Source organism: Psychrobacillus sp. MER TA 171 (assembly GCF_023713305.1).
Taxonomy (GTDB): Bacteria; Bacillota; Bacilli; order Bacillales_A; family Planococcaceae; genus Psychrobacillus.
Map to the genome: position 1 here is coordinate 175961 of NZ_JAMAWN010000002.1, position 25959 is coordinate 201919.

Genomic DNA, 25959 nt, shown 5'->3' on the forward strand with positions numbered 1-25959 from the left:
CTATGCCTCCCTAATCTATATCTTCATATTTTATTGTTTTCTGTTCGAGTACCTCTTGATTTCTTTTAATAAGATATCCGCCAGCCTCGCCTTCCACAATTTCTAGTGAAATCTTTTTCTCTACTGCCGATGTAATTTCAAACTCTTCAACTGGAGGGTCAGTAAATTTATGCGTTTTGTCTTGAATATAAATTTGAATTATTTGAGGAACAACTTCCTTCTCAGGATTTTCCTCATCTTCTCCTTCTTCCCATTCACTATCAGGCTCTTGCTCCAAATAAGGTATTGGCACAATTCTTACATACGTCTTAGTTGGCTTAGCTTTTGGTCCAGAAGAAATCACTACCTCAACCGTACTTCCCTTTGCGAGTTTCTGGTTTGGCCCCGGAGATTGTTCTACAACTGCTCCTTTTGGAATTGTATCGTGGTTCACTTCTTTTGTTTTAACGATCTTTAATCCCGAGTTTGTTGCATATTCGTTTAAATTCTTTTCATTGTATTCCCTTAAGTCTCTCAAAGTAATCATTTCTGGTCCAATACTTACTTGAAAACGGACAACGGTTTCTTCAGGAATAATTTCTTGTCCAGCTTCAGGCTCCTGCTTTAAAATGGTACCCGCTGTTGCAGAAGAGTATATTTTATCTTCCTCAATTTTATAGCCTTGTTTTTCAAGCAAAGCTATAACCTGGGTGATATCCTGATTTTCGTAGTCACCCATTACAGAAGTTTCCTTCCCTTGGGATACAATTATATCTACCTCAGTTTCTACGTCACGCATTTTACCTTCTTCTGGTGTTGTACCTATGACATGATCTTTTTCGACCTCATCATCAAATTCTAAAATTTGTTCTCCAATGATAAAGCCTTCTGACTCAAGTAGCTTTATAGCATCCTCGACAGCTAATCCAGCTACAGGAGGAACTTCTATCTTATCCGGTTTAAACAACCCAGGGAAAGCTATGATTATGATTAACGCTAGCAAGATCAGGCCAGCTATTACACCTGCCATTATTTTCCATTTACTTCTTTTCTTCTTTGGTTTTGTTTGTTCAGGAGGCTTATCCTCTGTTTGTAATTTTTTAGTTTCTGCAACATCTTCAAAAGAAACAGGCTCTTTAATAACCGGAAGAACCTTCGTAGCTCCATCGTCTACAGGAACAACAAATTTTGGTTCATTGGACCTTTCTGGTGACATGGCAGTTGATAAGTCTCTTTCCATTTCCTCTGCAGAACGGTACCTGTTTCTAGGATCTTTTGCAGTTGCCTTTAGGACAACATTTTCTAGGCTTTGTGGTATGACTGGATTGATAGCTCTAACCGATGGAGTTTCCGCCTGTAAATGCTTCAATGCAATGGATACAGCTGACTCTCCTGAAAAAGGAAGCTGTCCAGTTAATAACTCAAACAACACAATTCCTAGCGCATAAATATCCGATTCTCTAGTAGCAGTACCACCACGGGCTTGTTCTGGAGACAAATAATGCACGGTTCCTAAAACGGAGTTAGTTTGTGTATAGGAAGTCGCACTTAAAGCCATCGCTATGCCGAAATCAGTTATTTTCACGTTTTCTTGCTCATCCAATAAAATATTTTGCGGTTTTATATCCCGATGAATAATATGATTATTGTGTGCATTAGAAATAGCCGAAGTTAGCTGCTTCATAATCGTAATTGTTTTAACGGGCGAAACCGGGGCATTATGCTGTATGTATTGTTTTAATGTTTCACCTTTAACATGTTCCATAACTATATAGTGAATATCTTCATCTTCTCCTACGTCGTAGATATTAACTATATTAGGGTGAGTAAGGCTTGTGGCAGAAAGTGCTTCTCGCTGAAAGCGACGACGCAGTTCTTCTTCATTAGAAAAATCATATCGCAAAACCTTAATTGCGACGTCTCTGTCTAAGATCATATCATGTCCCAAATATACGTTGGACATGCCGCCTCCACCAATCATCTCTAGCAACTTATACCTGCCACTAATTCTTTTGCCGATTAACATCCTTACACCTCCTCATCCTTATTCGTTAACAAGATCAGGGATATATTATCTTCTCCGCCTGACTTATTAGCTTCCTCTACTAATTCATCTCCCATTTCGTAAAGAGATTTCTTTGAGTATAGCAAGTGCTGTATATAGGATTCACTTATTTTGTTACTTAAACCATCTGTGCAAAAAAGAAAATATGAATTCGCTGCAAATTCTACTTCAAAAAAATCAGGGTGAATAGTTCGTTCGGTTCCGACTGCTTTCATAATTGCATTCTTCATAGGGTGTGTTTTTGCTTGTTCTTCATTTATCTCCCCAGAGTCGAGTAAGACATTTACAAAAGAATGGTCTCTTGTAATTTGCCGAACCAAGTTTTGTGTAATTTGATAAACGCGACTGTCCCCAATATGAGCTATAATCCCTTTGCTGTTTTCAAACAAACCTGCAATTAAAGTTGTTCCCATACCCTCACACCCTGTATTAGAGGATGAATGTTGGGCGATTAGTTGGTTAATGGTTTGAAACGTGTACATTAACCAATCTTTTGCTGGAACAACAGAAGGATTGTAAGCATGAAAATACTTTTCGAACTCAGTAATAGCCATCTCACTAGCTACATCTCCAGCATTATGACCACCCATTCCGTCCGCTACAACAGCTAAAATACGACCATCCTCACGTTTAAATACACCTACACGATCCTCATTAATGGTTCTTTTCAAGCCTACATCAGTTTTAACAACGAACCTCATTTATCCCTTCACCTCTTCATAGATAGAGCCCGTTGCAATCAGCTCTTTTTTTGAAAAACTGCCACAAAAAATCCATCACTTCTCAGGTCTTGAGGAAACAGCTGTAACATACCATCCTCTTCTTGTTGCTTTATATTCTTTACAACGTCTGGAAAACTTTTTAGTTCCATATCTGGATGTTTTTCCATAAATAACTTGGCCGTACCTTCATTTTCCTCACGGTCCACTGTACACGTACTATAAACTATTAAACCATTTGGCTTTAAAAGTGTATATGCTTCGTCTAATAGTTTTAGTTGTATCGGCTTCAGTGAATCGAAATCCTTTTCACTTTTCGTATATTTAATGTCAGGCTTTCTTTTCATGACCCCTAGACCACTACAAGGAGCATCAACTAAAATACGGTCAAACGTTTGCTCTGGAAATAACTCTGACGCTTGGCGTGCATCTTTTTCAACTGTTTCAATAAAACTAAAGCCTAGTCTTTCAGCATTTTCTTTTACTAATTTCAATTTATGCTGGTGAATATCCATCGCTACAAGCTTTCCAGTATTTTTCATTTTTTCAGCTATATGTGTCGTTTTTCCGCCTGGTGCAGAGCACATGTCTAATACGGTCATTCCTGGTTCTGCTTGAAGAGCATAGGCCGGGATCATAGAGCTTTCGTCTTGAATGGTAACAAAACCTTTTTGAAAAGCTGTCGTTTTAGCTGCTTGGCCATTGAACAAATAAATACACTCTGGAATAACTTCGCTCTTTGCCACGACATATCCTTCTTGAGTCATTAAATGCATAACTTGTTCTACTGTTCGCTTGAATAAATTAACACGTAAAGTAGTCACAGGAGGCTCGTTATTTTCTTTAAGCATTTGCTCAGTTGTTTCAAAACCATATTCGGAAATAAATCGTTTCACCATCCACATTGGGTGACTAGTCTCGATAGAAAGTCTCTCTACCTTGTCTTGAATCTCTTCCGTGGAACGGACGCCTTCTCGAAGGATCGAGCGTAAAATACCATTAATTACACCGGAAATTCCCTTATGTCCTCTTCGCTTAGCAATGTTAACCGCTTCATTTACAGCTGCATGGTCTGGAATTCTCGATAAATAGTGTATTTGATATAAGGACAATCGAAGAAGTTGTCTAACCCAGTCATCCAGCTTACCTTTTATAAAGGGCTGAAGGTAGTAATCTAATGTCATTTTATGTTGAAGCGTTCCATAAGTTAACTCGGTTAATAATGCTCGATCTTTTGGTTCAATGTCATACTTTTCAATTGTTTGATGTAGCAACAAGTTACTATAAGCTTGTTGTTTTTCAACAGCCATTAGTATAGTTAATGCTGCATCTCTTACATTACCTGTCCATATTTTTTCATTCTTTTTTGTCATTCAAATTTGTCTCCTATTCGCAATTTAGAACCTACGCCTCGCAAATAGTCATTTGCAGACATTTTTTTCTTCCCAGCCGGCTGTATCTCATCAATTCGGATAGCTTCTCCCAAACCAGTTTGAACAACAAAATAATCTGTTTCAATTTTTACGACTGTCCCTGGTAATTCCATTGTATCTGTATCAATCGTATCTGCTTTCCAAAGCTTCACTGTTTGTCCATCTAATGTGGTATATGCTACAGGCCACGGATGAAGACCACGGATTTGATTGTGAATTTCTATTGCAGACTTAGTCCAATCTACTCTTTCCTGTTCGCGTGAAATATTTCTTGCATAGGTAACTAGAGACTCATCTTGGACAATTCGTTCATTTCTGCCCGTAATGATTAATGGCAATGTTTCCTTTAAAAGGAGAGTTCCTACTTCACTTAGTTTGTTAAACAGAATTCCAGTATCATCTAGATGTGTAATAGGAATTTCACGCTGAGAAATGATATCCCCTGCATCGAGTTTTTCCTCCATATACATAATAGTGACACCTGTTTTTTCTTGTCCATCTATAATTGCTTGGTGTATTGGGGCTCCTCCACGATAGGCTGGAAGTAAGGATGCATGCACATTGATACAACCGTATTTAGGTGCTTCTAGTAATTCTTTCGGTAAAATTTGACCAAAGGCAGCAGTGACAATCAAATCTGGCGCCAGGTTAAGGATTTGATTGAGTTCCTCAGATCCCTTTAGCTTGTTTGGCTGAATGATTGGTAATCCAAGCTCTAAAGCCTCTTCCTTTACCGGAGGAGGAGTTAACACTTTTTTTCTACCTACTGGTCGATCAGGCTGAGTCACAACAGCACTAATCTCGTAGCCTTCCTCAACTAGCATGCGTAAGATTGGTGCTGAGAAAGCAGGTGTGCCCATGAATACGATAGAAGTCATAGCTCATCCTCCTGTTCATTCTCCAACTCTTCCATATCAACATAACGAATTATTTTAGAGGTAAATAAAATACCGTGTAAATGATCAATTTCATGTAAAATTGCTCTTGCTTCGTAGTCCTCTGCCTCTAACTCATATAAAGAGCCATCACGATCTTGAGCCTCTACCTTCACATAAAATGGACGCTCAACCTCTCCATAAATGTCAGGAAAACTTAGGCATCCTTCCACTTCCACTTCTAATCCACCTATTTCGACTACTTCGGGATTAATCATTTCAATTACCTCTTGACCTTCTCCTAAGTCTACAATCGCCACTTGGATGGCTTCTCCAACCTGGGGCGCAGCAAGACCGATACCATCTGAAGCAATCATTGTGTCATACATATCGTCTAGTAGCTTACCGAGTTTCTCATCAAATGCATGAACTTCTTTACATTTTTGGGTTAATAATTCATTAGGGTGTGTAACGATTGATCGAATTGCCATTTCTAAATTCCTCTTTTCAAACAGCCTATAAAATTGTGGAGGGATCTAAGTCTACTGTAAGTATAACCCCTTTTTTTATCCACTCCGTACGGTAAATTTTAATCAGTTGCTGTAGTTTTTCTATTAATAGTGGTTCTTGTTTGTATTTTATCAAACATTGGTAGCGATATCTATTTTGTATCTTGCTAATTGCGCTTGCAGTCGGCCCTATTACCATACTCGAGCTCGATAGATTACCTCGTAACCAATCGGTAGCAAGCTTCGCATATTCTGCTGCAAGAAGAACATTTTCATGCGTAACTTGCACTAATGTCACGTAATAGAATGGTGGATATTCATATTGCTTACGCATAATCATTTCATTATGATAGAAGGGCTCGTACAGTTGGTCCTTAGAGTACTCTATCGCATAGTGCTCAGGGGTATACGTTTGGATGAATACAATACCTTCCTTATCGTGTCTTCCTGCTCGACCACTTACCTGTGTCATTAGCTGAAATGTTTTTTCAGCAGCTCTAAAATCCGCAAGGTGGAGAGTAGTATCGGCATTCAAGACACCTACCAGTGTAATATTAGGAAAGTCCAGTCCTTTTGCTATCATCTGTGTTCCTAATAGAATGTCTGCCTCGCCATCTCCAAACTGTTTCAGAATGCGTTCATGCGATCCCTTAGTTCTAGTAGTATCAACATCCATTCGTAAAACTCTGGCATAAGGAAATAATTTAGTAATTTCCTCTTCTACCTTTTGCGTACCTGTGCCAAAAAAACGGATATGTTCACTCTGACATTCCGGACACTGATGAGGCACTGGCTCCTCATGTCCGCAATAATGACATTTTAATCGTTCGCCTTCTCGGTGATACGTTAAAGAAATATCACACTGGTCGCATTCTACAACTGTTCCACAATCTCTACAAAGAACAAAAGAAGAGAAACCTCTCTTATTTAAAAAGAGGACAATTTGTTCTTTCTTTTCTAGTTTTTCTCGAATGGCATCTGCTAAAGGAACACTAAACATAGAACGGTTCCCACTTTTTAGCTCTGCACGCATATCCACTATATTGACGGTTGGTAAAGCTTGCTCTTTTGCCCTCATTGTTAAAGTTAGTAAAGTGTATACCCCTTTTGATGCACGTGCATAGGATTCTAATGAGGGGGTGGCACTGCCTAAAATAACCGGGCATTTATGATACTCACTTCTCCAAATTGCAACATCTCTGGCATGGTAGCGCGGTGTATCCTCTTGCTTATAGGAGGACTCATGTTCCTCATCTAAAATAATGACACCTAAATCCTTAAATGGAGCAAATACTGCTGATCTAGCTCCAACAACAACCATTACTTCACCACGCCAAATTTTACGCCACTCATCAAACTTCTCGCCGGTTGATAGGCCACTATGCATTACTGCCACCTGGTCCCCGAAGCGCAGCTTGAAACGTCGTGTCATTTGGGGTGTCAATGAAATCTCAGGTACCAGCATTATTGCTTGTTTTCCTTCTGCTATAGATTTTTCTATTGCATGAAGATAGATTTCTGTTTTACCGCTGCCCGTTATACCGTGCAATAAAAAGGTAGTGTTTTCTCTATTATTTTGAGCATTTGTAATTTTAGATAATGCGGCCGTCTGTTCATTAGTTAGCTGTACTCGGTTATCACGATCTTGATAGTCAAGTGAAGTAACCTCCCGATACACCTCTTCTTGCTCTTTCACTAATATCTTTTTATTAATAAGTGCATGAACAGTAGCATTACTAACAGCGGCAGTCTGAATTATTTCTTGCATAGTGAAAGAGTTTTGTTCTTGTGCTAGAAGCCACTCAATCAATTCTTTTTGTTTTACTGCTTGTTTGGTGAGTTTATTTAGTTGATCTATTATAAATTCTTTATCTTCAACTAGCGTATATTTAGTAACTGTTTTAACTCTTGTTTGCTGCTTAATAATATTTTCGAGCAATAGACTACCTTCTGTTAAATGCCTTTTCATCACACGTAGCATTCCTGCTTTTTCAAAAGCTTCATAAGGAAGAACTTCTTTCTTTCCAAAAAGCGCTAGAATCTCTTCTTCTAATTGGGTAGAGTCAACTATCTTAATATTTTTTTTATAGGATGCTCGTAAGGCAGCTGGAAGCATTACTTGAAGAGCGTCAATTTCATAGCAGAGAGTTTTCTTTGTCATCCATTTAGACAACTCTAGCAATTCTTCCGTAATAACCGGCTCAACATCTATAATCGATAGAACTTCCTTAAGTTTTGTTCGATCTGTATCTGTTTCTCCTTTGATATTGGTAATAAACCCTTGCACTTTTCGATTACCGAAAGGAACATGAACCCGGCTACCTCGTTCTACTAAATCTTCCAAATGTTCAGGTACTACATAATCAAACGGGCGGTCAATCGGATATGCGGCTACATCAACAATAACCTCTACAATCATAGAGTTTCATCTTTCTCTAGCTCGATTATCATGCGAAATAACTGAAGGGCTAGCTCCTTCTTACTGGTTTGTGGAAAGTGAATATCGATATCATTCTTTCCAACAAGAGTTACGGCATTCGTTTCTGTCCCAAAACCAGAACCCTCTTCTGTCACATCATTAGCTATTATATAATCTGCATTTTTCTTTTTTAACTTACCTTTAGCATAATGCACCACATCATTAGTTTCAGCTGCAAAGCCAACTAATATTTGACTTTTTTTACGTTTTCCCAACTCTGATAATATGTCCGTAGTTTTTTCCAAAGCGATTGTAACTTCCCCCTCTTTTTTCTTCATCTTTTGAGGGTGTATTTCTTTCGCCTTATAATCAGCTACTGCTGCTGTTTTCACTACTATAGAGGCTGTTTCAAAATGATCAAGGACTGCAAGAAACATATCCTCTGTGCTCTCGACGTTTACAAGCTTTACATTTTGAGGAGCATCTATTGCAACTGGACCTGAAATGAGAATAGTCTCTGCTCCTAACTTAGAAGCAGCCTCTGCCATAGCATATCCCATTTTACCGCTTGAAAAATTAGTTAAAAATCGAACAGGATCTAGCTTTTCTCTTGTAGGACCTGCAGTTACGACTACCTTTTTCCCTTTTAGAGGTAAGTCTTTCGGAGAAAAATGTGTTTCGACTAACTGTACAATTTTTTCTGGTTCTTCCAATCTTCCCTTTCCAACATAACCACATGCTAAAAAGCCTTCAGATGGCTCGATAAATGAATATCCGTCTTTTGAAAGCTGTTCAATATTTCGTTTTACTGCTGGATGGTCGTACATATGTACATTCATAGCAGGCGCAATCCAGACATCTGCCGTTGTTGCTAAAAGAGTAGTGGTAACCATATTATCCGCTATCCCATTAGCAAGCTTGGCAATAGTATTAGCTGTTGCAGGAGCAACGAGCACCAAATCCGCCCAATCTGCTAAATCTATGTGTGCAATAACCTGCGAATTTTTTTCATCAAACGTGTCATAGTATACATCATTTCTTGACATCGCTTGAAAACTTAATGGTGTCACAAATTCCATAGCGGATGGTGTCATCATTACCTTCACTTCTGCGCCAGCCTGCGTTAGCTTACTTACTAGCGCAACTGCTTTATAAACTGCAATCCCGCCTGTCACACAAACAAGAATTTTCTTAGAAGTTATCATTTATTAATCCCCTCTCTAAACAACAACCTCCCAAAGAACAGATACATTCTTTGGGAGGTGTCTTTTCATCCGATTCGCCTTGGCGTTTACTCCTAAGGTATCCGTTGAGGCATTTAACTATTTTAGCTGATGTCTAACGCAAGCTAAATAGAGTTACTTATACTTCATCCTCGTATACAGCATTTTCGTTAGTGGATTCGATTTTAAGCTCTCCAGCAGCTACTTCCTCAAGTGCTTTACCAACTTGCTTCGCTGAAACGTAAATACCTAGGCGCTCTCCGCCTTCTTCTTGTAACTGGCGTGCTCTTTTAGAAGCAACGCTTACTAATGAATACTTTGAATCGATTTGGTTTTTTAATGAATCTACTGATGGATATAACATTTTAAAATTCCCCTTCCAACATGGCTAAATATCTTTTTTCCACACGTTCACGGCGGCAATGCTCCGCTGCTACAATTGCATTAATCTTTGCGCAAGCTTTTGTAACTTCATCATTTTCTACAACATAATCATATAAGTGCATCATTTCTAGTTCCTGCCTAGCAGCTAGTATACGGGAATTGATGACATCCTCTGTCTCCGTCCCTCTACCTATCAATCGTTGCTCGAGCTCGCTTAAACTAGGAGGCGCAAGGAAAATAAATAAGGCATTTGGAGCTTTTTCGCGTACTAAAGCAGCTCCTTGAACTTCAATTTCTAAAAAAACGTCTCGACCGGAGTCTAACGTTTCATTCACATAGTCAATTGGAGTACCGTAGTAGTTTCCTACATAAGATGCATACTCTAACAATTTACCTTGCTCGATCAAGGCTTCAAACTCTTCCTTCTTTTTAAAGAAATAATCCACACCATCTACTTCACCCTCGCGTGGGAGCCTTGTAGTCATGGATATGGAGTACTCATAGTTCGTTCCCGGTTCAGAGAACAACTCTTTTCTTACAGTTCCTTTACCCACTCCGGATGGACCTGATAAAACGATTAATATCCCTTTTTCTCTTCGCATAACTTCTCCTTCAATTACATGCTATCTCCGAATACTAACTTTAATACATACTTTACTGATTATAACACAAGTCCTCTATAAAATGATAAGATTAAAAGAAAAGCAAGGACTTGTTTATTACTTTAGCTATATTAACAATTTTTAGATTTTAACATTTGAGATAGTTTTGCTTAAAGATATACAAGTTTAAGCTATAATTGAGTTCTCATGATAGAGAGACTAATCGGTGAGAGGATAAACTCGCCTATGCAGGTAGTTTTTTAGTCCACTCTTCTTATTCCAATTGTAAAAAAATCATATTCTCTGCATTTTTACCAAACTAACATAGTTTAATCAATTTTAAATGAATATAAAAAACTGTTTTGAAAGAGGAATTATTATGGCTTTTGATGGATTATTTACCATTTCGATGAAAACTGAATTACAACAAATTGTAACAGGTCGTATTTCTAAAATACACCAACCAAATGCACAAGAAATACTTATGCAAATACGAGCTCAAGGGAAAAACTTTAAACTATTGTTTTCTGTACATCCTTCTTATTCTCGAATACAACTTACTCATGAATCAATCGATAACCCAGCTACTCCACCACTGTTTTGTATGGTACTTCGCAAGCATCTAGAGGGCGGAATCATTACTGAGGTTCGCCAACATGAAACGGATCGAATTATTATACTAGAAGTACTAAGCAAAAATGAAATCGGGGACGATATTACCCGCGAGGTCCATATGGAAATAATGGGCCGTCATAGTAACCTGTTATTAGTAGACCCTAGCAGAAACTTGATCCTAGAAAGCATTAAACACTTATCTCCTTCGATGAATAGCTATCGAACCATTTTGCCTGGTCAGCCCTATATTGCACCACCTACACAGAACAAGCTGAACCCACTAGTATATTCCGAGGATTTAACAAATGTGATTTTGAATGCATCCGACCCTAAAGAAATAGTAGAGAAGATTTCAGGGTTTTCTCCACTTCATGCGAAGGAATTGATATATCGCATGAACGAAATTACTAATACTACTGAAAAGCTGGATGTTTATAAATCCTATATAAGTGAATTTATGCAAGGTGGTACCTCAAAGCAAATCGTAGAGATAAACGGTAAAACTTATTATTCACCTAATGCTTTAAATCATTTAGATGGCACTAAGTTTGACGAACAAAATTTAGGCAGCTTGTTAGACCGTGTTTATTTTGCCAAAGCTGAACGTGATCGAGTGAAGCAGCAAGCTGGCGATTTAGAACGATGGCTACAAAATGAACTAAATAAGCTAAAGTTAAAAATGAAGAAATTGAAAAAGGATTTCGAACAGGCTGAAAAGCTAGATACATTCCAATTGTACGGAGAATTGCTAATGGCAAATGCTTACGCAATTGATAAAGGTTTGTCAGAAGTGGAATTAGTTAACTATTATGATGAAAATGAAAAAACGGTTGTCATTCCATTAAATGATAGAAAGACAGCTACCCAAAACGCTCAAAGTTACTACAACCGCTATACAAAAGCAAAAACTGCCTTATTAAAGATTGAACAGCAGCTAGAAATAACCCAAGATGACATCGCTTATTTTGAGCTATTGCAACAACAAGTTATGCAGGCATCTCCTACTGACATCGAGGAGATTCGAGAAGAGTTAATGGAGCAAGGCTTGCTGAAAATGCGCGCTTCGAAAAAGAAGAAAAAGCCTGTAAAACCAACACCTGAAAAGTATATTGCCTCTGACGGCACAGAAATTTCAGTTGGTAAGAACAACAAGCAAAATGATTATGTGACATTTAAGCTAGCAAAGAAAACGGATACTTGGCTGCATACGAAGGATATACCTGGTTCTCATGTTGTTATACATTCAGATAACCCATCTGAAACAGCCCTATCAGAAGCAGCAAACCTGGCAGCTTATTTTAGTAAAGCCCGTGAATCTTCTTCGGTGCCGGTTGACTATACAGTAGTCAAACAAGTGAAAAAACCAAATGGATCGAAGCCTGGCTTTGTCATTTACTTCGAACAAACTACTTTGTTCGTTACACCAGATGAAGAAAAAATTAGACATATGAAAAAATAAACAAAGTGACTGGTAGGATAACTCTATCAGTCGCTTTTTTGTCTTGAAAACTATTCCTTTTAAATTTTTGCAAATATTTCAAATAAGTAGTAAATTGGTAGAAATATATTTTTTAAAACCAGGAGGTTATATGAATGACATTTAGCACAGCAGATTTATGTGATGAATATTCAGGCGAGATCCAAGTCCTAGGTTCTGAATTTAAATCCTACGGTAAAAAAACTAGCTTTTCTGGTCCCATTTGTACTGTTAAAGTTTTTGAAGATAATATTTTAATAAATCAAGCATTAGAAGACATTCCAGTGGGAAGCGTTCTAGTCGTGGACGGTGGAGGATCTAAAAAGTGCGCCCTAATGGGAGACCGTTTAGCTGGAATAGCCGAAAGTAGAAACCTTTCCGGGATCGTGATTAATGGATGCGTGAGAGATTCAAAGGAACTAGCTGGGCTTAACATAGCCATTCTAGCCCTCGGAAGTAATCCTTTAAAAAGTAAAAAAGAAGGAACAGGTGAAGTGGATATACCACTGTTTTTCTTAGGCATCGATTGGCATCCAGGAGATTATTTATATGCAGACGAAGACGGAATAGTAATAGCAAAAAGAAAATTGGTAGACTAAAGGTTTGCGTGCGAAATAAATTTCGCACGTTTTTCTTTTGAAGTCATATCTTTCCTTTTCTTTTACATATAATTTTAAGATGAACCGAAAGAAGTGGAGGAAGTGCATGGATGTATTTGTAAGACAAGGAGATTCCCTCTATTACTTTAGTCAGTTGTTTGATATTCCCCTACAACTAATTCTCGATTCCAACCAGAATATATCCCCCCAAAACCTTTTCATTGGACAACAAATTCAAATACCAGGGTATGTAGGATTAGCTTATCAAATTAGAAGAGGAGAATCACTTTGGGCTATTGCACAGAGTAGAAAAATATCAGTAGAGGGCATTCTTTTAGCTAACCCCAATATTACCCCAACCTCATTACAAGTCGGACAAACGATTAAAATCCCTTTGCGAATTACTTGGAGAGTAGTCACCGGTAAAAGAAATTATGATTACAATTCCTTAGTCATTGATATTCGACGCCTTCAAACCGTGTATCCATTTTTAAAAATTTCTTCTATTGGCAGCTCTGTTATGGGCAAAGACCTCCAGGAAATAGTAGTTGGGAATGGAAACAAGCGAGTCCATTTTGATGGTTCCTTTCATGCCAACGAATGGATTACAACTCCTATCATCATGACCTTCTTAGATGACTATTTACTTTCACTGACTAATGGGAACACCATTAGAGGAATTCAAACTACACCTTTGTACGAACAAACTTTTCTTTCCATAGTGCCGATGGTTAATCCAGACGGAGTGGATTTAGTAATTAATGGTCCACCATCCGACGAGCCTTATCGAAGTAATGTGATTGAATGGAATAAGGGAAGTACTAACTTCTCAGGTTGGAAGGCCAATATAAACGGTGTAGATTTAAATGATCAATTTCCTGCGTTATGGGAGCTAGAAAGAGATCGGAATCCTAAATCTCCAGGACCAAGAGATTATGGCGGGGAAGCTCCATTAACACAGCCCGAAGCTATCGCAATGGCAGATTTAACGAGAAGAAGAGATTTCGCTCGAGTACTCCCTTTTCATACACAGGGTCAAGTCATTTACTGGGGATTTGAAAATCTTCAGCCTCCCGAAAATGAAGTTCTAGCCATACAATTCGGTGAAGCGAGCGGCTACATTCCAATAGAAACTACCAATAGCTATGCTGGCTATAAAGACTGGTTTATCCAAGACTGGAGAAGGCCTGGTTTTACTATCGAGCTAGGCATTGGTACGAACCCCCTACCACTAACCCAATTTGATGAAATTTATGAAGATGCATTAGGCATTTTTCTTGCAGCATTGTATTTGTGAGGAGCAACATAAGAGGATTGGACATAACTCTCCTTAAAACAACATGTAGTAATGGAGAGACGTACTACAAGAAATCAGTGTCTTTTCAAAGAAATAAAATCGTGAAATCTTGTTGCAGATTTCACGGTTTTTTAATTTAATAGTTACGTCCTAAACTCTTAAAACAATAAAGTAGCTCTTTATCGTAAATAGCAGTAGCATCCGACTAGAGTGGAAACAATAATAATTAAAGACGTACAAGTTTTGTTATTTCTTAGAGGATGTGCATCTGCTTCCATAGAAATAGCAATTTTGCTATCACTTTAATAATTCATCAATCCATCCCTGTACCTGCAAACCCTCTTCAAAGGAAACTAATGTAGACTTTTCACCGCCCCTCCATTGATGACATGCTTCAATTAATCCATCCGGCACTGTAGTTGGAGTGATTTGTACTGCCTCTTTATCCAATTCACTTTCCCATAACTCGGACCAGTTTCTAATCGTGATAACCTTTTTCGTTCCAAATACTTTAAACTCTAGTCGTTCTTCCTGCCCTATCCCTGATAAGCCATTCAAAACAATAGGAATATCACTATCCGTTTTTGCCAAGGCAGAGACACCAAGTTCGCAAAGCTCTGCATCCTGAGGATATGTCGTATGATGTGCTGTTATCGTGAAATTCCCAAATAAACGATATAAGAGTTGTAAATAATGTGGAAATACCTCTCTTATAAAACCACCTTGCGCACGAGATGCGATCCATGCATTTTGTTGCCACTTTCTAGGCCAATGAGGGAAGTATGTATGTAGCTCAATTTTAAGGATATCCCCTAACGAACCATCTGAAATCGATTGTTGTAGACTATGTATAACTGGACTGTACATTAAAGGAAAATGCATTGCTGTATGTACGTTTGCCTTGGTCACGGCTTTAACCATTCTTTCTCCATCTTGCGCATCGTGTGCTAGTGGCTTTTCAGAAAGAATATTTAATCCATAGGCTGTTGCCTTTTCTGTAATCGGTGCGTGGCTAACTGGGGGTGTTCCTATATAAATCCAATCAGGCTTTGTTTCTAGTAGTTCTTCTAGCGTTGAGGCTTCCGGTAGCGTATACCTTTCAGCAACTTCTCTCAGCCTTTTTTTATTTTCATCAAAAACAGATAAAATTTCACAATTAGGATTAGTTTTTATTTGGTTAATGATACGTTCTCCAACTATCCCCGTTCCGATTAGTGCAAAAGTAGTCTTTGTCATCCTAATAACTCCTCTTCATTTTTTGTTGTATAACCCATTTTTTAATTTCGAGTGCTGTTTGTTCTGGCTGATCCCATTGAATCATATGTCCGGCGTTCTCCATAGCTATTATTGCCACTTCACTTATTGACTCTTCTAGCTGCTTAAATCCTAGACTTCGGGCATTATCAAGAGTTCTCGGCAAAGTTGCATGCAAAAGTAAAAGTGGCACTCGAATGTATGGGTAGGCACTTGTGAAAGGCTCAGAGAAAAAGGCTTTAATAATAGAAAGAATTGTAAACTTAGAGGGAATTAAAGTGAAAAGGTTGTTCTCCTCATAAAATAGCGTTCGAACATATTTTTCTTTTCGGTTATCCCATTTGCTTGTGTATTCCTTATATTCTTTTAAAACTGTTTCCCATTCTACTAAAGTAGATTGATCCATATATGTATTCCAACCGGAAAGTGCAACTTCAAATGTCATCTCTGGTTGATTGACAGGAAAGGTATATCCTCCATCCAACAATATTACACCTAATATACTCTCCGGGAAAACCTTACTGTAGTGCAGTGCAATATCAGCTCCCCAGGAATGTCCCAGTATATAAAAAGACTTATCAGTTACTTGTCTAATTATTTTTTGAAGCCACTGAGCCAGTGATGAGAATAAATAGTCACTTTCCTTCCTTAGTGGACTTGTAAGACCATGACCAGGTTGATCGATCATAATAAGATGAAAATCCTTCTCCAATAATATAGAAAGCTGATCAAATGTATATGGTGCATTTCCAGCTAGGCCATGTAAACAAACAATTAAGGGATTTCGTCGATCACCGACTTCATAGTAATTAATCGTATTACAACCATCCGATAATAGTATATTTTCCACTAAACAATCCACCCCCACAACTATATATTCGATTTACCTATGTAGATATCCTTTTCTCATATAATAAAAATAAGCCTGACAGTTAATAGTCTGTCAGGCTTATTTTTATACCACTACACTTTTAGAGTCTGGCGAGACGGTGATAGACGTCACTTAACGTTTCGCAGCCGATTTCTTTGGCTTTTTTAACATAAATACTCCATAGCTTAGCTGTCATTTTGGCATCTCCTAGAGCATGATGTCGTCCAATAATAGGAATTTCGTTATGAACACATATGTCTTCCAGCGTCACAAAATTTAAATTAGGCTCTATCACCTTTAAAAGGAAAGAAGTATCTACAATCCGATGCTTAAAAGGCTTACGAAACAAGGTTGAACTTGCGTGCTCCATAAAATTTCGTTCATGAGTAGCATGATGTGCTACTAATGTGCAATCTTGTTTGAATTGAAGGAATTTGATGAATACATCCGAAAGCGGCATGGCATTGCTTACCTGTTCATTTGTAATTCCTGTCAATTGAACAATAGCATCAGGTATTTTTTGATTCGTGTGGATGAGCGAATAAAACACATCATCCTCGATTATTTGCTCTCCTCGCATCTTAATTGCCCCTAGAGAAATAATGGTATCTCCTTTTTCAGGAGAAAACCCCGTCGTTTCGATGTCAAAAACTACTACCTTTAAATCCATAAGCGGAACATCAAGTACATATTGTTGATTCATTTCCTTTTCCAAGTTACGTAAATAGGCCATTTGCTGAGCATTTTGAATATCACCAATTCCAACATTGTTACGTTTTCCTTGTAGCCCTCTTAATATTTGCATAAATGGTTCAAATGCCATCGCCAACACCCTTTTTTTAACTAGTTAAAGCAATTACTTCTTCATGAAGCCTTTTTCCATCCTTCAGTATTCGCTTAATCTCCTTGCGCTCTTCCTTAGACAAATTATGAATCCTTAAGTAATGAGTGTCCGTATAATTCTCTATTTGAATTAAAGAAATCCGATACTTTAATAAATCCAAGAAATTTTTCTCACAGTTTTGTAGCATTTTATCGTATTTACTTGAATGCTTTAATTGAACAATCCTACTTAACGTAGAAGTCTCATAGATGCCTTCCTTTATGGATAATAGACGCACTGCATTTACATACGGCAAAAAGGCGGCATATTTCAAGTTGACACATCCCTGATATTTACCATGCTGCTCCACTAAAATCTGCCCCACTGGTCCTATAACATTTTTGACATGTTCAATATTGGCAGAAAACCGTCTTAATAAAGAAGAATGACCTAGCTGAAATTGATAGATAAAAAGTTTTAATTCATTAATATAGCATTGATCTCCACACAAAGTACGAGCATCAAAAAAAATCTGAAGATGTCTAATAGCCTCCCAGCTTTCTTCTCTCATCCATTCCTCAAGCTGACTTTTCCAGTGCCCCGCAGACTTGCACCATAATGGGTTAGAACTCATAACGTTCCCTTGACAATATGGATACCCTACAGCATGCAACCCGAATGCTAGCTCCTCTCCCAGCACTTTAAAATATTCCTCATATTCTTTGTCCGACTTTTCATATATAATTCCATGGTCCTGATCACTGATTAAGCCTTGCTCTCTTCTGCCTCCACTGCCCGTTATAAACCATGTGAAGTTACAGGGCGGTTCCTCTTTTAGTTTACTTTTAGCAATATGCATCACATGTTGCATGACTTGATCATGAAAATCATTGAGAGAGATGGTATCTTTCAAATAGGACATGATATTTTGGTCCTTCCATTCTCTTAAGAATTCATAGGTTTCCATGACCACACTCCCTTTTATACAAAAAGCCTCTGAAGCAGAGGCTTTTTGACGTTTATTTATTTGTTTTAGTTAGTACCTTTCGCTTCCTCTAAAACCATTTGTTCTGGATAGCCATAATTCCCGTGCTCACTCATATCCAGACCCATTATTTCCTCTTCTTCTGTCACTCGGATACCACCCATGACTTTCTTCATTATAAACAGAATAGCATATGATACGGCGAAAGCGAATGCTCCGCAAGCTGCAACTCCCATTAATTGAACTAACAGCTGATCTACGCCACCACCATAAAACAAACCAGGTTTCCCTGTCGTCGCAAGCTCGGTTGTAGCAAAGAAGCCGGTAGATAAAGTACCCCAAATACCAGCAGTTCCATGAACAGAAAGTGCATAAATTGGATCATCAATTTTTCTCTTTTCAAAGAATCGTGCACTATAAAATACAAGTACCCCAGCTATTAAACCAATCACAACTGACGCCCATACGTCTACAAATGCACACGATGCCGTAATAGCAACTAAACCTGCTAATGCTCCATTTAAAATAGTAGGAATATCTGATTTCCCTAAAGCTACCCAGGAGATAAATGTTGCCGCAACCGCTCCTGCTCCTGCTGCTAAAGCAGTATTTAATGCTACATACCCAAAGAATGCTGCATCAACGGAAACCGTACTACCCGCGTTAAAACCAAACCAACCAACCCACAAAATCAGTACACCTAATGCAGTATAAACTTGGTTATGACCCGCTAAGTTATTAGAAGAACCATCTTTGTTAAATTTCCCTATTCTAGGTTTTAGTATCATCGTTGCCGCTAGAGCTGCTGCTGCACCAGTTAAATGAACTACTGTAGACCCTGCAAAATCTTGTTTTCCATGTTCAGCTAACCAACCGCCTCCCCACACCCAATGAGCGATTACTGGATAAACGATTATGCCGAAAAGAATAGTGAAAATTACGTAAGCAGACAGTTTAGCACGTTCGGCAAACCCGCCAAGAGCAATCGTTATTGCAATACCAGCAAATGCTAATTGGAAAACAAAAAACACGGTAGGAGAAACACTTGCTCCATCCTCTCCTCCACCAGCATAGAAGAAGTCTGTCATTCCTACGAAGAAGTTAGCATTCCCTCCAAATATAAAACCATATCCTACTGCCCAAAATACTAATGATGCCAACCCAAAAGTAAAAATGGTTTTACCGGCAACGTGCCCAGCATTCTTCATTCTTGTTGAACCAGCCTCTAAAAGTATAAATCCACCAATCATAAAAATAACTAAAATTGCAGCAACCATGGTCCATAAGCTGTTCATCAAATACATTACATCTTCCATTTTGACCCCTCCTATTTCTTTATGTTACATCCCTTAACATTAAATGTTAGGAAACATAACATCATTTATTTATATCCTTATTTTACTTAATACAAATTGAATGTCAATACATTTTTCTGAATTTATTTTATTTTATGTTAACTTTCATTACATAATTGTGTTTATCGGCAATAACAGGCTTGTTAGCTACATTTCTTCATACTTTGTACTTTTTGGAATTATGAATAGCTTACATGTATTTAGAGTAACTTGTACCAGCTTGATGTCTTCTAGCAATCCCATTCTCTTATGTTCGCTTTGGCCATTTTCTATCGGGCAGATGATGCAAGAATTCATACCTTCTCTCCATCTATTAGTTTTAGAAAGATGTCTCATATAAAAAAATCCGACTCCATAAAGGAGCCGGACTGAAGATTAAATTTTATATTTAATTTTTTTACCTGTTTCTACATCCACAGTTGGGATCATTGTAAAATCTTTTTCTATCTGGCTTAGGGAAGCTGATGCAATCATAATCATTATGCTGATGATTCTTGTCCTTGCATGCACAATCATCTACTGAGTCGCAGTCATCCTTGTGTTTATGCTTGGAATCCTTCCAATGGTTATCTTCCTTCCAAGACTTATGACTTCTTGGATAGGACGGGTTACTATGTTTTTTTCCACATCTATAACATTGCCCATTAGAATCGTAATTATCATAATCACACTCATCACTTCTATCATGGTTGCAATCCTCATTATCTCTGTCTTTCCCGTGTTGATGGTTACATTGACAATCGTAATTGTCTTTGCCTCTATTACGATGATGGTTACAATTATAATCACCATGATCTTTACAGTGGCAATCATGATCGTGTTCGTTTCCACCATTACCGTTTTCTGCACCATTTCGGCAACACTTCGGACTTTCCGTTTCAGATACCATAACCAAGCCGTACTCGTATTCAGCTACAATTTCTGTTGTTCTACCTGAAACTCTTAATTGAAGAGTAGGCGCAAGAGTTCCACCAAAATGTGCTCTTCGGAAAGATTCAGGTAAATTAGTAAGCTCATCTGTCGTTATTCCCTGTAAATCGAAAGTATCGATGAAGCTTAGTACAGAGAAATCCGGTAACACTAACCAAGAATAAGCCTGGTTCGGTTCAGAAACTGGGTTTGCTATAACTAAGCCTCCAGAGTTTAATGGTTGATAATTTCCTCTTAATGACCCTGCCACAAAACCATATAAACCATCTGGTCCAGGTCCATTAGTTAAACCAGGAGCAAACGTAAATCTATGACTATCTGTAAATAAATAGTATAAACCGTTCCTTACAATAAGGTGTGGACGTTCCGTCTGCTGATTTGTACAGCCCGCCTCTAAGAGAGCCGGTAGTAATTGCCAAGAAGTGTACTCATTGTTTCGTAGTAGGGCAATTCCAATATTTCCAGTGTAAAGCCTTGCTTCCTCTGGCACTCCAGGTCCACAATCAATGTCTAAGTTGTTTCCCGCGATATTACCTTCAAACAATAAATACTCGCAGCCTGTTGCTGGATCTTTAAAGAACCAAGGATCACGGAATGCGTAAATAATACTACTTCCACCCGATTCAGATTGTTCTTGCGTTTGATAAAGCACTCCGTCTGGCTCTAAAATTATTTCATGTGGCGCGAAGTTAACTAGCTCGACACCATCTAAATTGGATCTAAAGTTACTGCTTGTTAATGCAATGCGTTGTTCAAAAGTTACTTGAGCTTCACCACGTCTACCGGAGGCTGTATAGAAGTAATAGATTCTTCCTCCATCGATGATTGCAGATCCTGCCCATTGTCTTGATCCAAATGCAGTACCCTCTTCAAAAACTAGTCCACCTTGTATCCAATTTAAGCCATCTCTAGAATAGAAGTATGCGATTCTCGCTACGTCATGTCTGTTATCTGGTAATACGCTTCTAGGTGCTGATAAGGCAAACAGAACTCTCCATCCACCCGGAAGTACAGCTATAGAACCATCTTTTTCTTGAAGTGGCCACATATCCCATATCCACAAATCATCTGAAATTCGTGGGAATGGTTCTTGTATAACAGGAGCGCTATTAGAAGCAGTAATTCTAATTTGCTCTGCTTGCGCCCTCGTCCAAGCCGAAGGAACTGCGTCAATGCTTTGGTTTAAGCATCTTTTAAAATCTCTTTGTGGGTTGTAATCACAAAATCTTTTAATATCATTGTTGTTAAATGATCTGTACTGAGTAGTTCCAGAATTAGTTGCAGCACTTGGGAAATTTCTATTAGATGAACCTCCAGTTATTGGAGATAGCATTTCATTACCTGACCCAGCGATTGGAACTCTCTGACCCATATCTCTTTTTTTTGACATATATTTTCACCTTTTCTTATTTTCAATTCAATCAAATGAATGGTTTGTACGAAAATCTAATTTAATCTAATTTAAAAAATTTACCACTCATATAATCAAATGTTATTTATAATTCTTCTTACTTAACGTCTGTGATGATTCTCAGAAGAATAATCATCATTACATGCTCTGCATTTAGGACTTTCTGTTTCTGATACCATCATTAGTCCATACTCATAAACATCTATAATCTCCGTATTTCTGCCACTTACACCTAGCTGTAATGTTTGAGCTAATGTCCCACCAAAATGTTCAAATTGAAATTGTTCTGGTAAAAAACCAACTTCTTCAATTGGAATACCTTGCAAATCAAAATTATCTATAAAGCTCAAGACTGAAAAATCGGGTAAAACGAGCCAGGAATATGCCTGGAAAGGTTCGGAAGGAGGATTAGACACTACAAGTCCACTTCCATTTAGCGGCATATAATTCCCACGTAGGGAACCTGCTACAAATCCATACAACCCGTCTGGACCAACCAACCCCGGAGCAAATGTTGAAGCATGCGTATCTGTAAACAGATAGTATAGTCCGTCACTTACTACAATGTGAGGACGTTCTGTTTGTTGGTTCGTACATCCTGCTTCTAAAAGTGCAGGGAGTAGTTCCCAACTGGAAAAGCTGTTATTACGAAGTAATGCTATTCCTATATTGCCTGTATATTCTGCAGCGTCTGCTGGAACTCCAGGTCCACAGTCTACATCTGCTGACGTACCGGCTATATTTCCTTCAAACAATAAATATTCACACCCTGTCGCAGGGTCTTTGAAGAAGAAGGGATCACGGAAGGCATAAATTATTCCTCCACTAGATTGTTCTTCTGTCTGGTAGAGAATACCGTCTGGTTCTAGGATTACTTGATGAGGGGCAAAGTTTACTAATTGCACACCATCTAAGTTAGAAATATAATCACTGCTCGATAATGCAATTCGCTGCTCGTAAGTGATTTGAGCTTCTCCTCTTCTACCAGTAGCTGTATAGAAGTAATAAATACGACCATCTTCATCAAGCATTGCTGAGCCTGCCCACTGTCTAGACCCTATAGCTGTACCTTCTTCGAATACGTAACCTCCCTGGATCCAGTCAAGTCCGTTTCTCGAATAAAAGTAACTGATTCTTGCAACATCATGTCTTTTTCCTGGTAGAACACTACGAGGGACAGATAAAGCAAATAACACTCGCCAACCACCAGGTAACACTGCGATTGAACCGTCTTTTTCTATTAACGGCCACATATCCCATATCCATAAATCGGCTGATATACGAGGGAATGGGGCTTCAATTAGCGGTGCAACATTAGTAGAATTAATTCGAATTTGTTCTACTTGGCTCCTTGTCCAAACAGATGGAATCGCGTCGCGGTTATATTCAAGGCAACGTCCGAAATCTCTTCTAGGGTTATAGTTACAAAACTGACTAATTTGTTTGCCATTAAAAGTTCGATAACGAACATTGTTATTTCCAGTGGCTCCAGAAGGAGAGTTCCGATTAACAGAAGCACTCGGCATTATATTTGCGGATTCTGTTCTCGAGCTTCTAACAGGAAATTGTTGCGAAGTTAGTTTATACCTATTTTTATTTGAGCGATGTTCATGTTCCCCAAGTCTATTAAAATGTTTTTCATCATTTTCTTTTGTCATAACTTACACACCTTTAATAGATTTTCGTACATTGCTATCATATGTAGAGCCAAAAGAAAGGTTTGAGTAAAATTATTAAACCGTAAGAAAATTGTGTATCTAGTTTTTATAGGTGATTACCACGAAAAAAGGGCAATCTCATGAGAGATTGCCCTTTTTTAAGGTATATAAATTAGGTTTAATCATTAGTTTAGATAAATTTAATATAAGAAAAAAATAATTTAGAAGGATTATTAGTTATCACTATGTCCAGCGACAGTCTCCCCACTACACAACTCGTTAAACTGTTCTAGCTTAGCTTTGAAAAATCTATTCTACTTAATTAACATCACTTTTTCAGTCGAAAAACAATGAAGTCGGGACTTCTAAAATCCTCACGAAATGATGGGTACTTCTTCAACATTTCCTCAGATGGGGTAGGCTCTACTATCTCTTCTATTAAAAATCCAGCTTCACAGATGGCTTTTACATAGCTTGTTAATGTGCGGTGATAGAAGATTACCTGGTCCATCCCTCTTTGCTCATAGGCTCCCTCATAAAAATAGTTATCTACTTTCCAATATAATTTTTTACCGTCATCCCCTTTCTCCCATCCACTTTCTGGAGTTTGAAAACAAGGATGTAAAATAGAAAAGACAAAAATCCCACCCTCTCGAAGAACACGATAAATCTCATTAAATGCTTGCTGATAACCTTCTAAATCCTGGATCACCATATTAGAAACAACTACGTCATAAGTTCCTTCCATTATAAAATGTAAATTTTCACAGTTAGATTGTTTAAATTCTATATTGAGTTCTGATGTTGTTCTACTTTTTGCTATTTCAATCATCTTTGATGAATAGTCAATAGCTGTTACAGCTGCTCCTGCCTTCTCCATCAGTCTACTTAAATACCCTTCTCCACAACCAGCATCTAGTACTTTTTTGTTGTTTAAATTTCCCATAAGACTAAACAAGGTTGGATTTAAATATACCTCTTTATGTGGATCTCCATGCTCCAGATGATTGGCTGCATATTTTTCAGCAAACTTGTCCCACCTCTTAATAGAATCTTCAGAAGTCATATTTTTTACCATAATAACGCCACTCCCATTCTAATGTAATAACTAGTAATTCGACTTACATAAAAGAGTTCCCGCTAATAGTATTTCCCAGAAAATAATTAAGAATAAAAAAAGGCTTACTGGAATAATCCAGTAAGCCTCTAACAAACTTAAAATGTAAATATTAATACTCCGCCTGAACTCTCTTAAGATTCCAGCATAAGATCCTCTGGATTTTCGAGCAATTCTTTTACCATTTTCAGAAAGCCTACTGAATCTTTTCCGTCTATTACACGGTGATCATAAGAAAGAGCTACATACATCATAGGTCTTATTTGAATTTCACTTCCAACCGCTATCGGTCGTTTTTGAATGGTATGCATTCCAAGGATACCAACTTGTGTTCCATTTAATATCGGGGTAGACATTAAGGAACCAAATACGCCCCCGTTTGTAATTGTGAAGGAACCACCCGTCATATCCGAAAGTGCTAGCTTGTTATCACGTGCCTTTTTAGCCAGTTCTCCAATATCCCCTTCAATTTCTGCAAAGTTTTTGCGATCCGCATCACGAACGATTGGCACTACTAGACCCCCTTCTGTTGATACAGCAATACCAATATCAAAGAAGTTATTTTTAACAATGTATTCTCCATCCAGCTGTGAATTAACATAAGGATATTTTTTCAAAGCAGCTACGACTGCCTTAGTGAAGAACGACATGAAACCTAGACGTACCTGGTTGTCTTCGAAAAATTTATCTTTTTTACGAGAACGCAAAGCCATCACATTCGTCATATCTATCTCATTAAACGTCGTTAACATTGCAGTGCTTTGTTTAACCTCTAATAAACGTGATGCGATTGTTTGTCGTCTACGAGACATTTTTTCGCGAGTCGTACGACCATCATCTGTTGGAGCAGAGACAATTTTAGCTGGCTCTGCTATTTGTTTTGAGCCATGGGCTGATACATCTTGAACACGAACACGCCCCATTGGATCAACAGGAGACACTTCATTTAAATCAATACCTTTTTCCCTTGCCATCTTACGCGCGGCAGGGCTAGCAATAGGTCTACTTGTGTCTGAGGTAGTTTCAACCTTTGTAATTGGTGCATTGTCTGTCTTTGGTATATCTGGAGCCTTTTCCTCAACCTTTACTTCCTCTGCCTGAGGTTGGGCAGCAGAAGTTCCAGATCCTGCACCGACGATGGCAATAACCTCTCCTACCTGAACTGTATCTCCTTCACCAAATAACAGCTCACTCACTACTCCCGCTTCCTCGGATATAACTTCAACGTTTACTTTATCTGTTTCGAGCTCAACTATAAACTCGCCTTTTTCAATGGTATCACCTGGTTTTTTTAACCACTGGGCAATCGTGCCTTCTGTAATAGACTCTGCCAATTCCGGAACTATAATTTCTGCCACT

At 38.2% G+C, this 25959-nt stretch carries 22 protein-coding genes; 3 read left to right on the forward strand and 19 right to left on the reverse strand.

Going from position 1 to position 25959, the window contains the following annotated elements; translation table 11 throughout:
* Nucleotides 1-10: 10 nt before the first annotated feature.
* The 9 genes from pknB to gmk form a co-directional block, all read right to left on the reverse strand.
* Nucleotides 11-2005, reverse strand: a complete 1995-nt coding sequence (gene pknB, locus M3627_RS03010) for a Stk1 family PASTA domain-containing Ser/Thr kinase (protein WP_251552924.1) — start codon at nucleotides 2003-2005, stop codon at nucleotides 11-13.
* 2 nt (nucleotides 2006-2007) lie between these two features.
* Complete coding sequence (locus M3627_RS03015; protein ID WP_169358553.1) at nucleotides 2008-2745, reverse strand: Stp1/IreP family PP2C-type Ser/Thr phosphatase; 738 nt, start codon at nucleotides 2743-2745, stop codon at nucleotides 2008-2010.
* 38 nt (nucleotides 2746-2783) lie between these two features.
* On the reverse strand, nucleotides 2784-4136 hold the full coding sequence (gene rsmB, locus M3627_RS03020; RefSeq protein ID WP_169358552.1) for a 16S rRNA (cytosine(967)-C(5))-methyltransferase RsmB: 1353 nt from the start codon (nucleotides 4134-4136) through the stop codon (nucleotides 2784-2786).
* The gene (fmt, locus tag M3627_RS03025) at nucleotides 4133-5074 is read right to left on the reverse strand and encodes a methionyl-tRNA formyltransferase (protein WP_169358551.1); all 942 of its coding nucleotides are present in this window, start codon (nucleotides 5072-5074) and stop codon (nucleotides 4133-4135) included. The genes rsmB and fmt overlap by 4 nt, the downstream gene beginning before the upstream one ends.
* Nucleotides 5071-5562, reverse strand: coding sequence for a peptide deformylase (gene def, locus M3627_RS03030; RefSeq protein ID WP_251552925.1), 492 nt, complete (start codon nucleotides 5560-5562; stop codon nucleotides 5071-5073). The genes fmt and def overlap by 4 nt, the downstream gene beginning before the upstream one ends.
* Nucleotides 5563-5587: 25 nt before the next feature.
* Entirely contained in the window at nucleotides 5588-7999 is a 2412-nt protein-coding gene (gene priA / locus M3627_RS03035) for a primosomal protein N' (RefSeq protein WP_251552926.1), read from the reverse strand.
* On the reverse strand, nucleotides 7996-9204 hold the full coding sequence (gene coaBC, locus M3627_RS03040) for a bifunctional phosphopantothenoylcysteine decarboxylase/phosphopantothenate--cysteine ligase CoaBC (RefSeq protein WP_169358548.1): 1209 nt from the start codon (nucleotides 9202-9204) through the stop codon (nucleotides 7996-7998). The genes priA and coaBC overlap by 4 nt, the downstream gene beginning before the upstream one ends.
* A 157-nt stretch (nucleotides 9205-9361) precedes the next feature.
* Entirely contained in the window at nucleotides 9362-9586 is a 225-nt protein-coding gene (gene rpoZ / locus M3627_RS03045) for a DNA-directed RNA polymerase subunit omega (RefSeq protein ID WP_169358547.1), read from the reverse strand.
* Between the two features lies 1 nt (nucleotide 9587).
* Nucleotides 9588-10208 carry a guanylate kinase gene (gene gmk / locus M3627_RS03050; protein ID WP_169358546.1) on the reverse strand — a complete coding sequence of 207 codons (621 nt, stop codon included), beginning with the start codon at nucleotides 10206-10208 and terminating at the stop codon, nucleotides 9588-9590.
* Nucleotides 10209-10587: 379 nt separating this feature from the next.
* Here gmk and M3627_RS03055 point away from each other — a divergent pair, with 379 nt between their 5' ends.
* The 3 genes from M3627_RS03055 to M3627_RS03065 all read left to right on the forward strand — a co-directional run bounded on the left by M3627_RS03055 (nucleotide 10588) and on the right by M3627_RS03065 (nucleotide 14196).
* Complete coding sequence (locus M3627_RS03055) at nucleotides 10588-12282, forward strand: Rqc2 family fibronectin-binding protein (RefSeq protein WP_169358545.1); 1695 nt, start codon at nucleotides 10588-10590, stop codon at nucleotides 12280-12282.
* 134 nt (nucleotides 12283-12416) lie between these two features.
* Nucleotides 12417-12899: a ribonuclease E activity regulator RraA gene (rraA, locus tag M3627_RS03060; protein WP_169358544.1), complete on the forward strand. Its 483-nt coding sequence runs from the start codon at nucleotides 12417-12419 to the stop codon at nucleotides 12897-12899.
* Between the two features lie 106 nt (nucleotides 12900-13005).
* Nucleotides 13006-14196, forward strand: a complete 1191-nt coding sequence (locus M3627_RS03065) for a M14 family metallopeptidase (protein WP_169358543.1) — start codon at nucleotides 13006-13008, stop codon at nucleotides 14194-14196.
* Nucleotides 14197-14493: 297 nt separating this feature from the next.
* Here the strand turns inward: M3627_RS03065 and M3627_RS03070 are convergent, their stop codons facing one another.
* From M3627_RS03070 to odhB, 10 genes are all read right to left on the reverse strand, one after another.
* The gene (locus tag M3627_RS03070) at nucleotides 14494-15432 is read right to left on the reverse strand and encodes a Gfo/Idh/MocA family protein (RefSeq protein ID WP_251552927.1); all 939 of its coding nucleotides are present in this window, start codon (nucleotides 15430-15432) and stop codon (nucleotides 14494-14496) included.
* Between the two features lies 1 nt (nucleotide 15433).
* On the reverse strand, nucleotides 15434-16300 hold the full coding sequence (locus M3627_RS03075; protein ID WP_169358541.1) for an alpha/beta fold hydrolase: 867 nt from the start codon (nucleotides 16298-16300) through the stop codon (nucleotides 15434-15436).
* A 121-nt stretch (nucleotides 16301-16421) separates the two neighbouring features.
* On the reverse strand, nucleotides 16422-17144 hold the full coding sequence (locus M3627_RS03080) for an exonuclease domain-containing protein (protein ID WP_169358540.1): 723 nt from the start codon (nucleotides 17142-17144) through the stop codon (nucleotides 16422-16424).
* Between the two features lie 16 nt (nucleotides 17145-17160).
* The gene (locus M3627_RS03085) at nucleotides 17161-18111 is read right to left on the reverse strand and encodes a DUF294 nucleotidyltransferase-like domain-containing protein (protein ID WP_169358539.1); all 951 of its coding nucleotides are present in this window, start codon (nucleotides 18109-18111) and stop codon (nucleotides 17161-17163) included.
* Between the two features lie 65 nt (nucleotides 18112-18176).
* The gene (locus tag M3627_RS03090; RefSeq protein ID WP_169358538.1) at nucleotides 18177-19445 is read right to left on the reverse strand and encodes an ammonium transporter; all 1269 of its coding nucleotides are present in this window, start codon (nucleotides 19443-19445) and stop codon (nucleotides 18177-18179) included.
* A 186-nt stretch (nucleotides 19446-19631) separates the two neighbouring features.
* The gene (locus tag M3627_RS03095; RefSeq protein ID WP_169358537.1) at nucleotides 19632-19781 is read right to left on the reverse strand and encodes a hypothetical protein; all 150 of its coding nucleotides are present in this window, start codon (nucleotides 19779-19781) and stop codon (nucleotides 19632-19634) included.
* A 100-nt stretch (nucleotides 19782-19881) separates the two neighbouring features.
* The gene (locus tag M3627_RS03100; RefSeq protein ID WP_169358536.1) at nucleotides 19882-21804 is read right to left on the reverse strand and encodes a glycoside hydrolase family 68 protein; all 1923 of its coding nucleotides are present in this window, start codon (nucleotides 21802-21804) and stop codon (nucleotides 19882-19884) included.
* Nucleotides 21805-21926: 122 nt separating this feature from the next.
* Nucleotides 21927-23483, reverse strand: coding sequence for a glycoside hydrolase family 68 protein (locus M3627_RS03105; RefSeq protein WP_169358535.1), 1557 nt, complete (start codon nucleotides 23481-23483; stop codon nucleotides 21927-21929).
* A 328-nt stretch (nucleotides 23484-23811) separates the two neighbouring features.
* Nucleotides 23812-24561, reverse strand: a complete 750-nt coding sequence (locus M3627_RS03110; protein WP_169358534.1) for a class I SAM-dependent methyltransferase — start codon at nucleotides 24559-24561, stop codon at nucleotides 23812-23814.
* A gap of 173 nt (nucleotides 24562-24734) precedes the next feature.
* A complete protein-coding gene (odhB, locus tag M3627_RS03115; RefSeq protein WP_169358533.1) occupies nucleotides 24735-25958 on the reverse strand; it encodes a 2-oxoglutarate dehydrogenase complex dihydrolipoyllysine-residue succinyltransferase in 1224 nt (407 codons plus the stop codon).
* Between the last annotated feature and the right edge of the window lies 1 nt (nucleotide 25959).

Bases quoted from the DNA above. Each gene is read 5' to 3' on its own strand.
- M3627_RS03090 (WP_169358538.1), bottom strand. From the start codon at position 19,445: ATGGAAGATGTAATGTATTTGATGAACAGCTTATGGACCATGGTTGCT.
- fmt (WP_169358551.1), bottom strand. From the start codon at position 5,074: ATGACTTCTATCGTATTCATGGGCACACCTGCTTTCTCAGCACCAATC.
- rpoZ (WP_169358547.1), bottom strand. From the start codon at position 9,586: ATGTTATATCCATCAGTAGATTCATTAAAAAACCAAATCGATTCAAAG.
- M3627_RS03100 (WP_169358536.1), bottom strand. From the start codon at position 21,804: ATGTCAAAAAAAAGAGATATGGGTCAGAGAGTTCCAATCGCTGGGTCA.
- M3627_RS03070 (WP_251552927.1), bottom strand. From the start codon at position 15,432: ATGACAAAGACTACTTTTGCACTAATCGGAACGGGGATAGTTGGAGAA.
- rraA (WP_169358544.1), top strand. From the start codon at position 12,417: ATGACATTTAGCACAGCAGATTTATGTGATGAATATTCAGGCGAGATC.
- rsmB (WP_169358552.1), bottom strand. From the start codon at position 4,136: ATGACAAAAAAGAATGAAAAAATATGGACAGGTAATGTAAGAGATGCA.
- gmk (WP_169358546.1), bottom strand. From the start codon at position 10,208: ATGCGAAGAGAAAAAGGGATATTAATCGTTTTATCAGGTCCATCCGGA.
- M3627_RS03110 (WP_169358534.1), bottom strand. From the start codon at position 24,561: ATGGTAAAAAATATGACTTCTGAAGATTCTATTAAGAGGTGGGACAAG.
- def (WP_251552925.1), bottom strand. From the start codon at position 5,562: ATGGCAATTCGATCAATCGTTACACACCCTAATGAATTATTAACCCAA.
- coaBC (WP_169358548.1), bottom strand. From the start codon at position 9,204: ATGATAACTTCTAAGAAAATTCTTGTTTGTGTGACAGGCGGGATTGCA.
- priA (WP_251552926.1), bottom strand. From the start codon at position 7,999: ATGATTGTAGAGGTTATTGTTGATGTAGCCGCATATCCGATTGACCGC.
- M3627_RS03065 (WP_169358543.1), top strand. From the start codon at position 13,006: ATGGATGTATTTGTAAGACAAGGAGATTCCCTCTATTACTTTAGTCAG.
- M3627_RS03015 (WP_169358553.1), bottom strand. From the start codon at position 2,745: ATGAGGTTCGTTGTTAAAACTGATGTAGGCTTGAAAAGAACCATTAAT.
- M3627_RS03095 (WP_169358537.1), bottom strand. From the start codon at position 19,781: ATGAATTCTTGCATCATCTGCCCGATAGAAAATGGCCAAAGCGAACAT.
- M3627_RS03055 (WP_169358545.1), top strand. From the start codon at position 10,588: ATGGCTTTTGATGGATTATTTACCATTTCGATGAAAACTGAATTACAA.
- M3627_RS03085 (WP_169358539.1), bottom strand. From the start codon at position 18,111: ATGGAAACCTATGAATTCTTAAGAGAATGGAAGGACCAAAATATCATG.
- M3627_RS03105 (WP_169358535.1), bottom strand. From the start codon at position 23,483: ATGACAAAAGAAAATGATGAAAAACATTTTAATAGACTTGGGGAACAT.
- pknB (WP_251552924.1), bottom strand. From the start codon at position 2,005: ATGTTAATCGGCAAAAGAATTAGTGGCAGGTATAAGTTGCTAGAGATG.
- M3627_RS03080 (WP_169358540.1), bottom strand. From the start codon at position 17,144: ATGGCATTTGAACCATTTATGCAAATATTAAGAGGGCTACAAGGAAAA.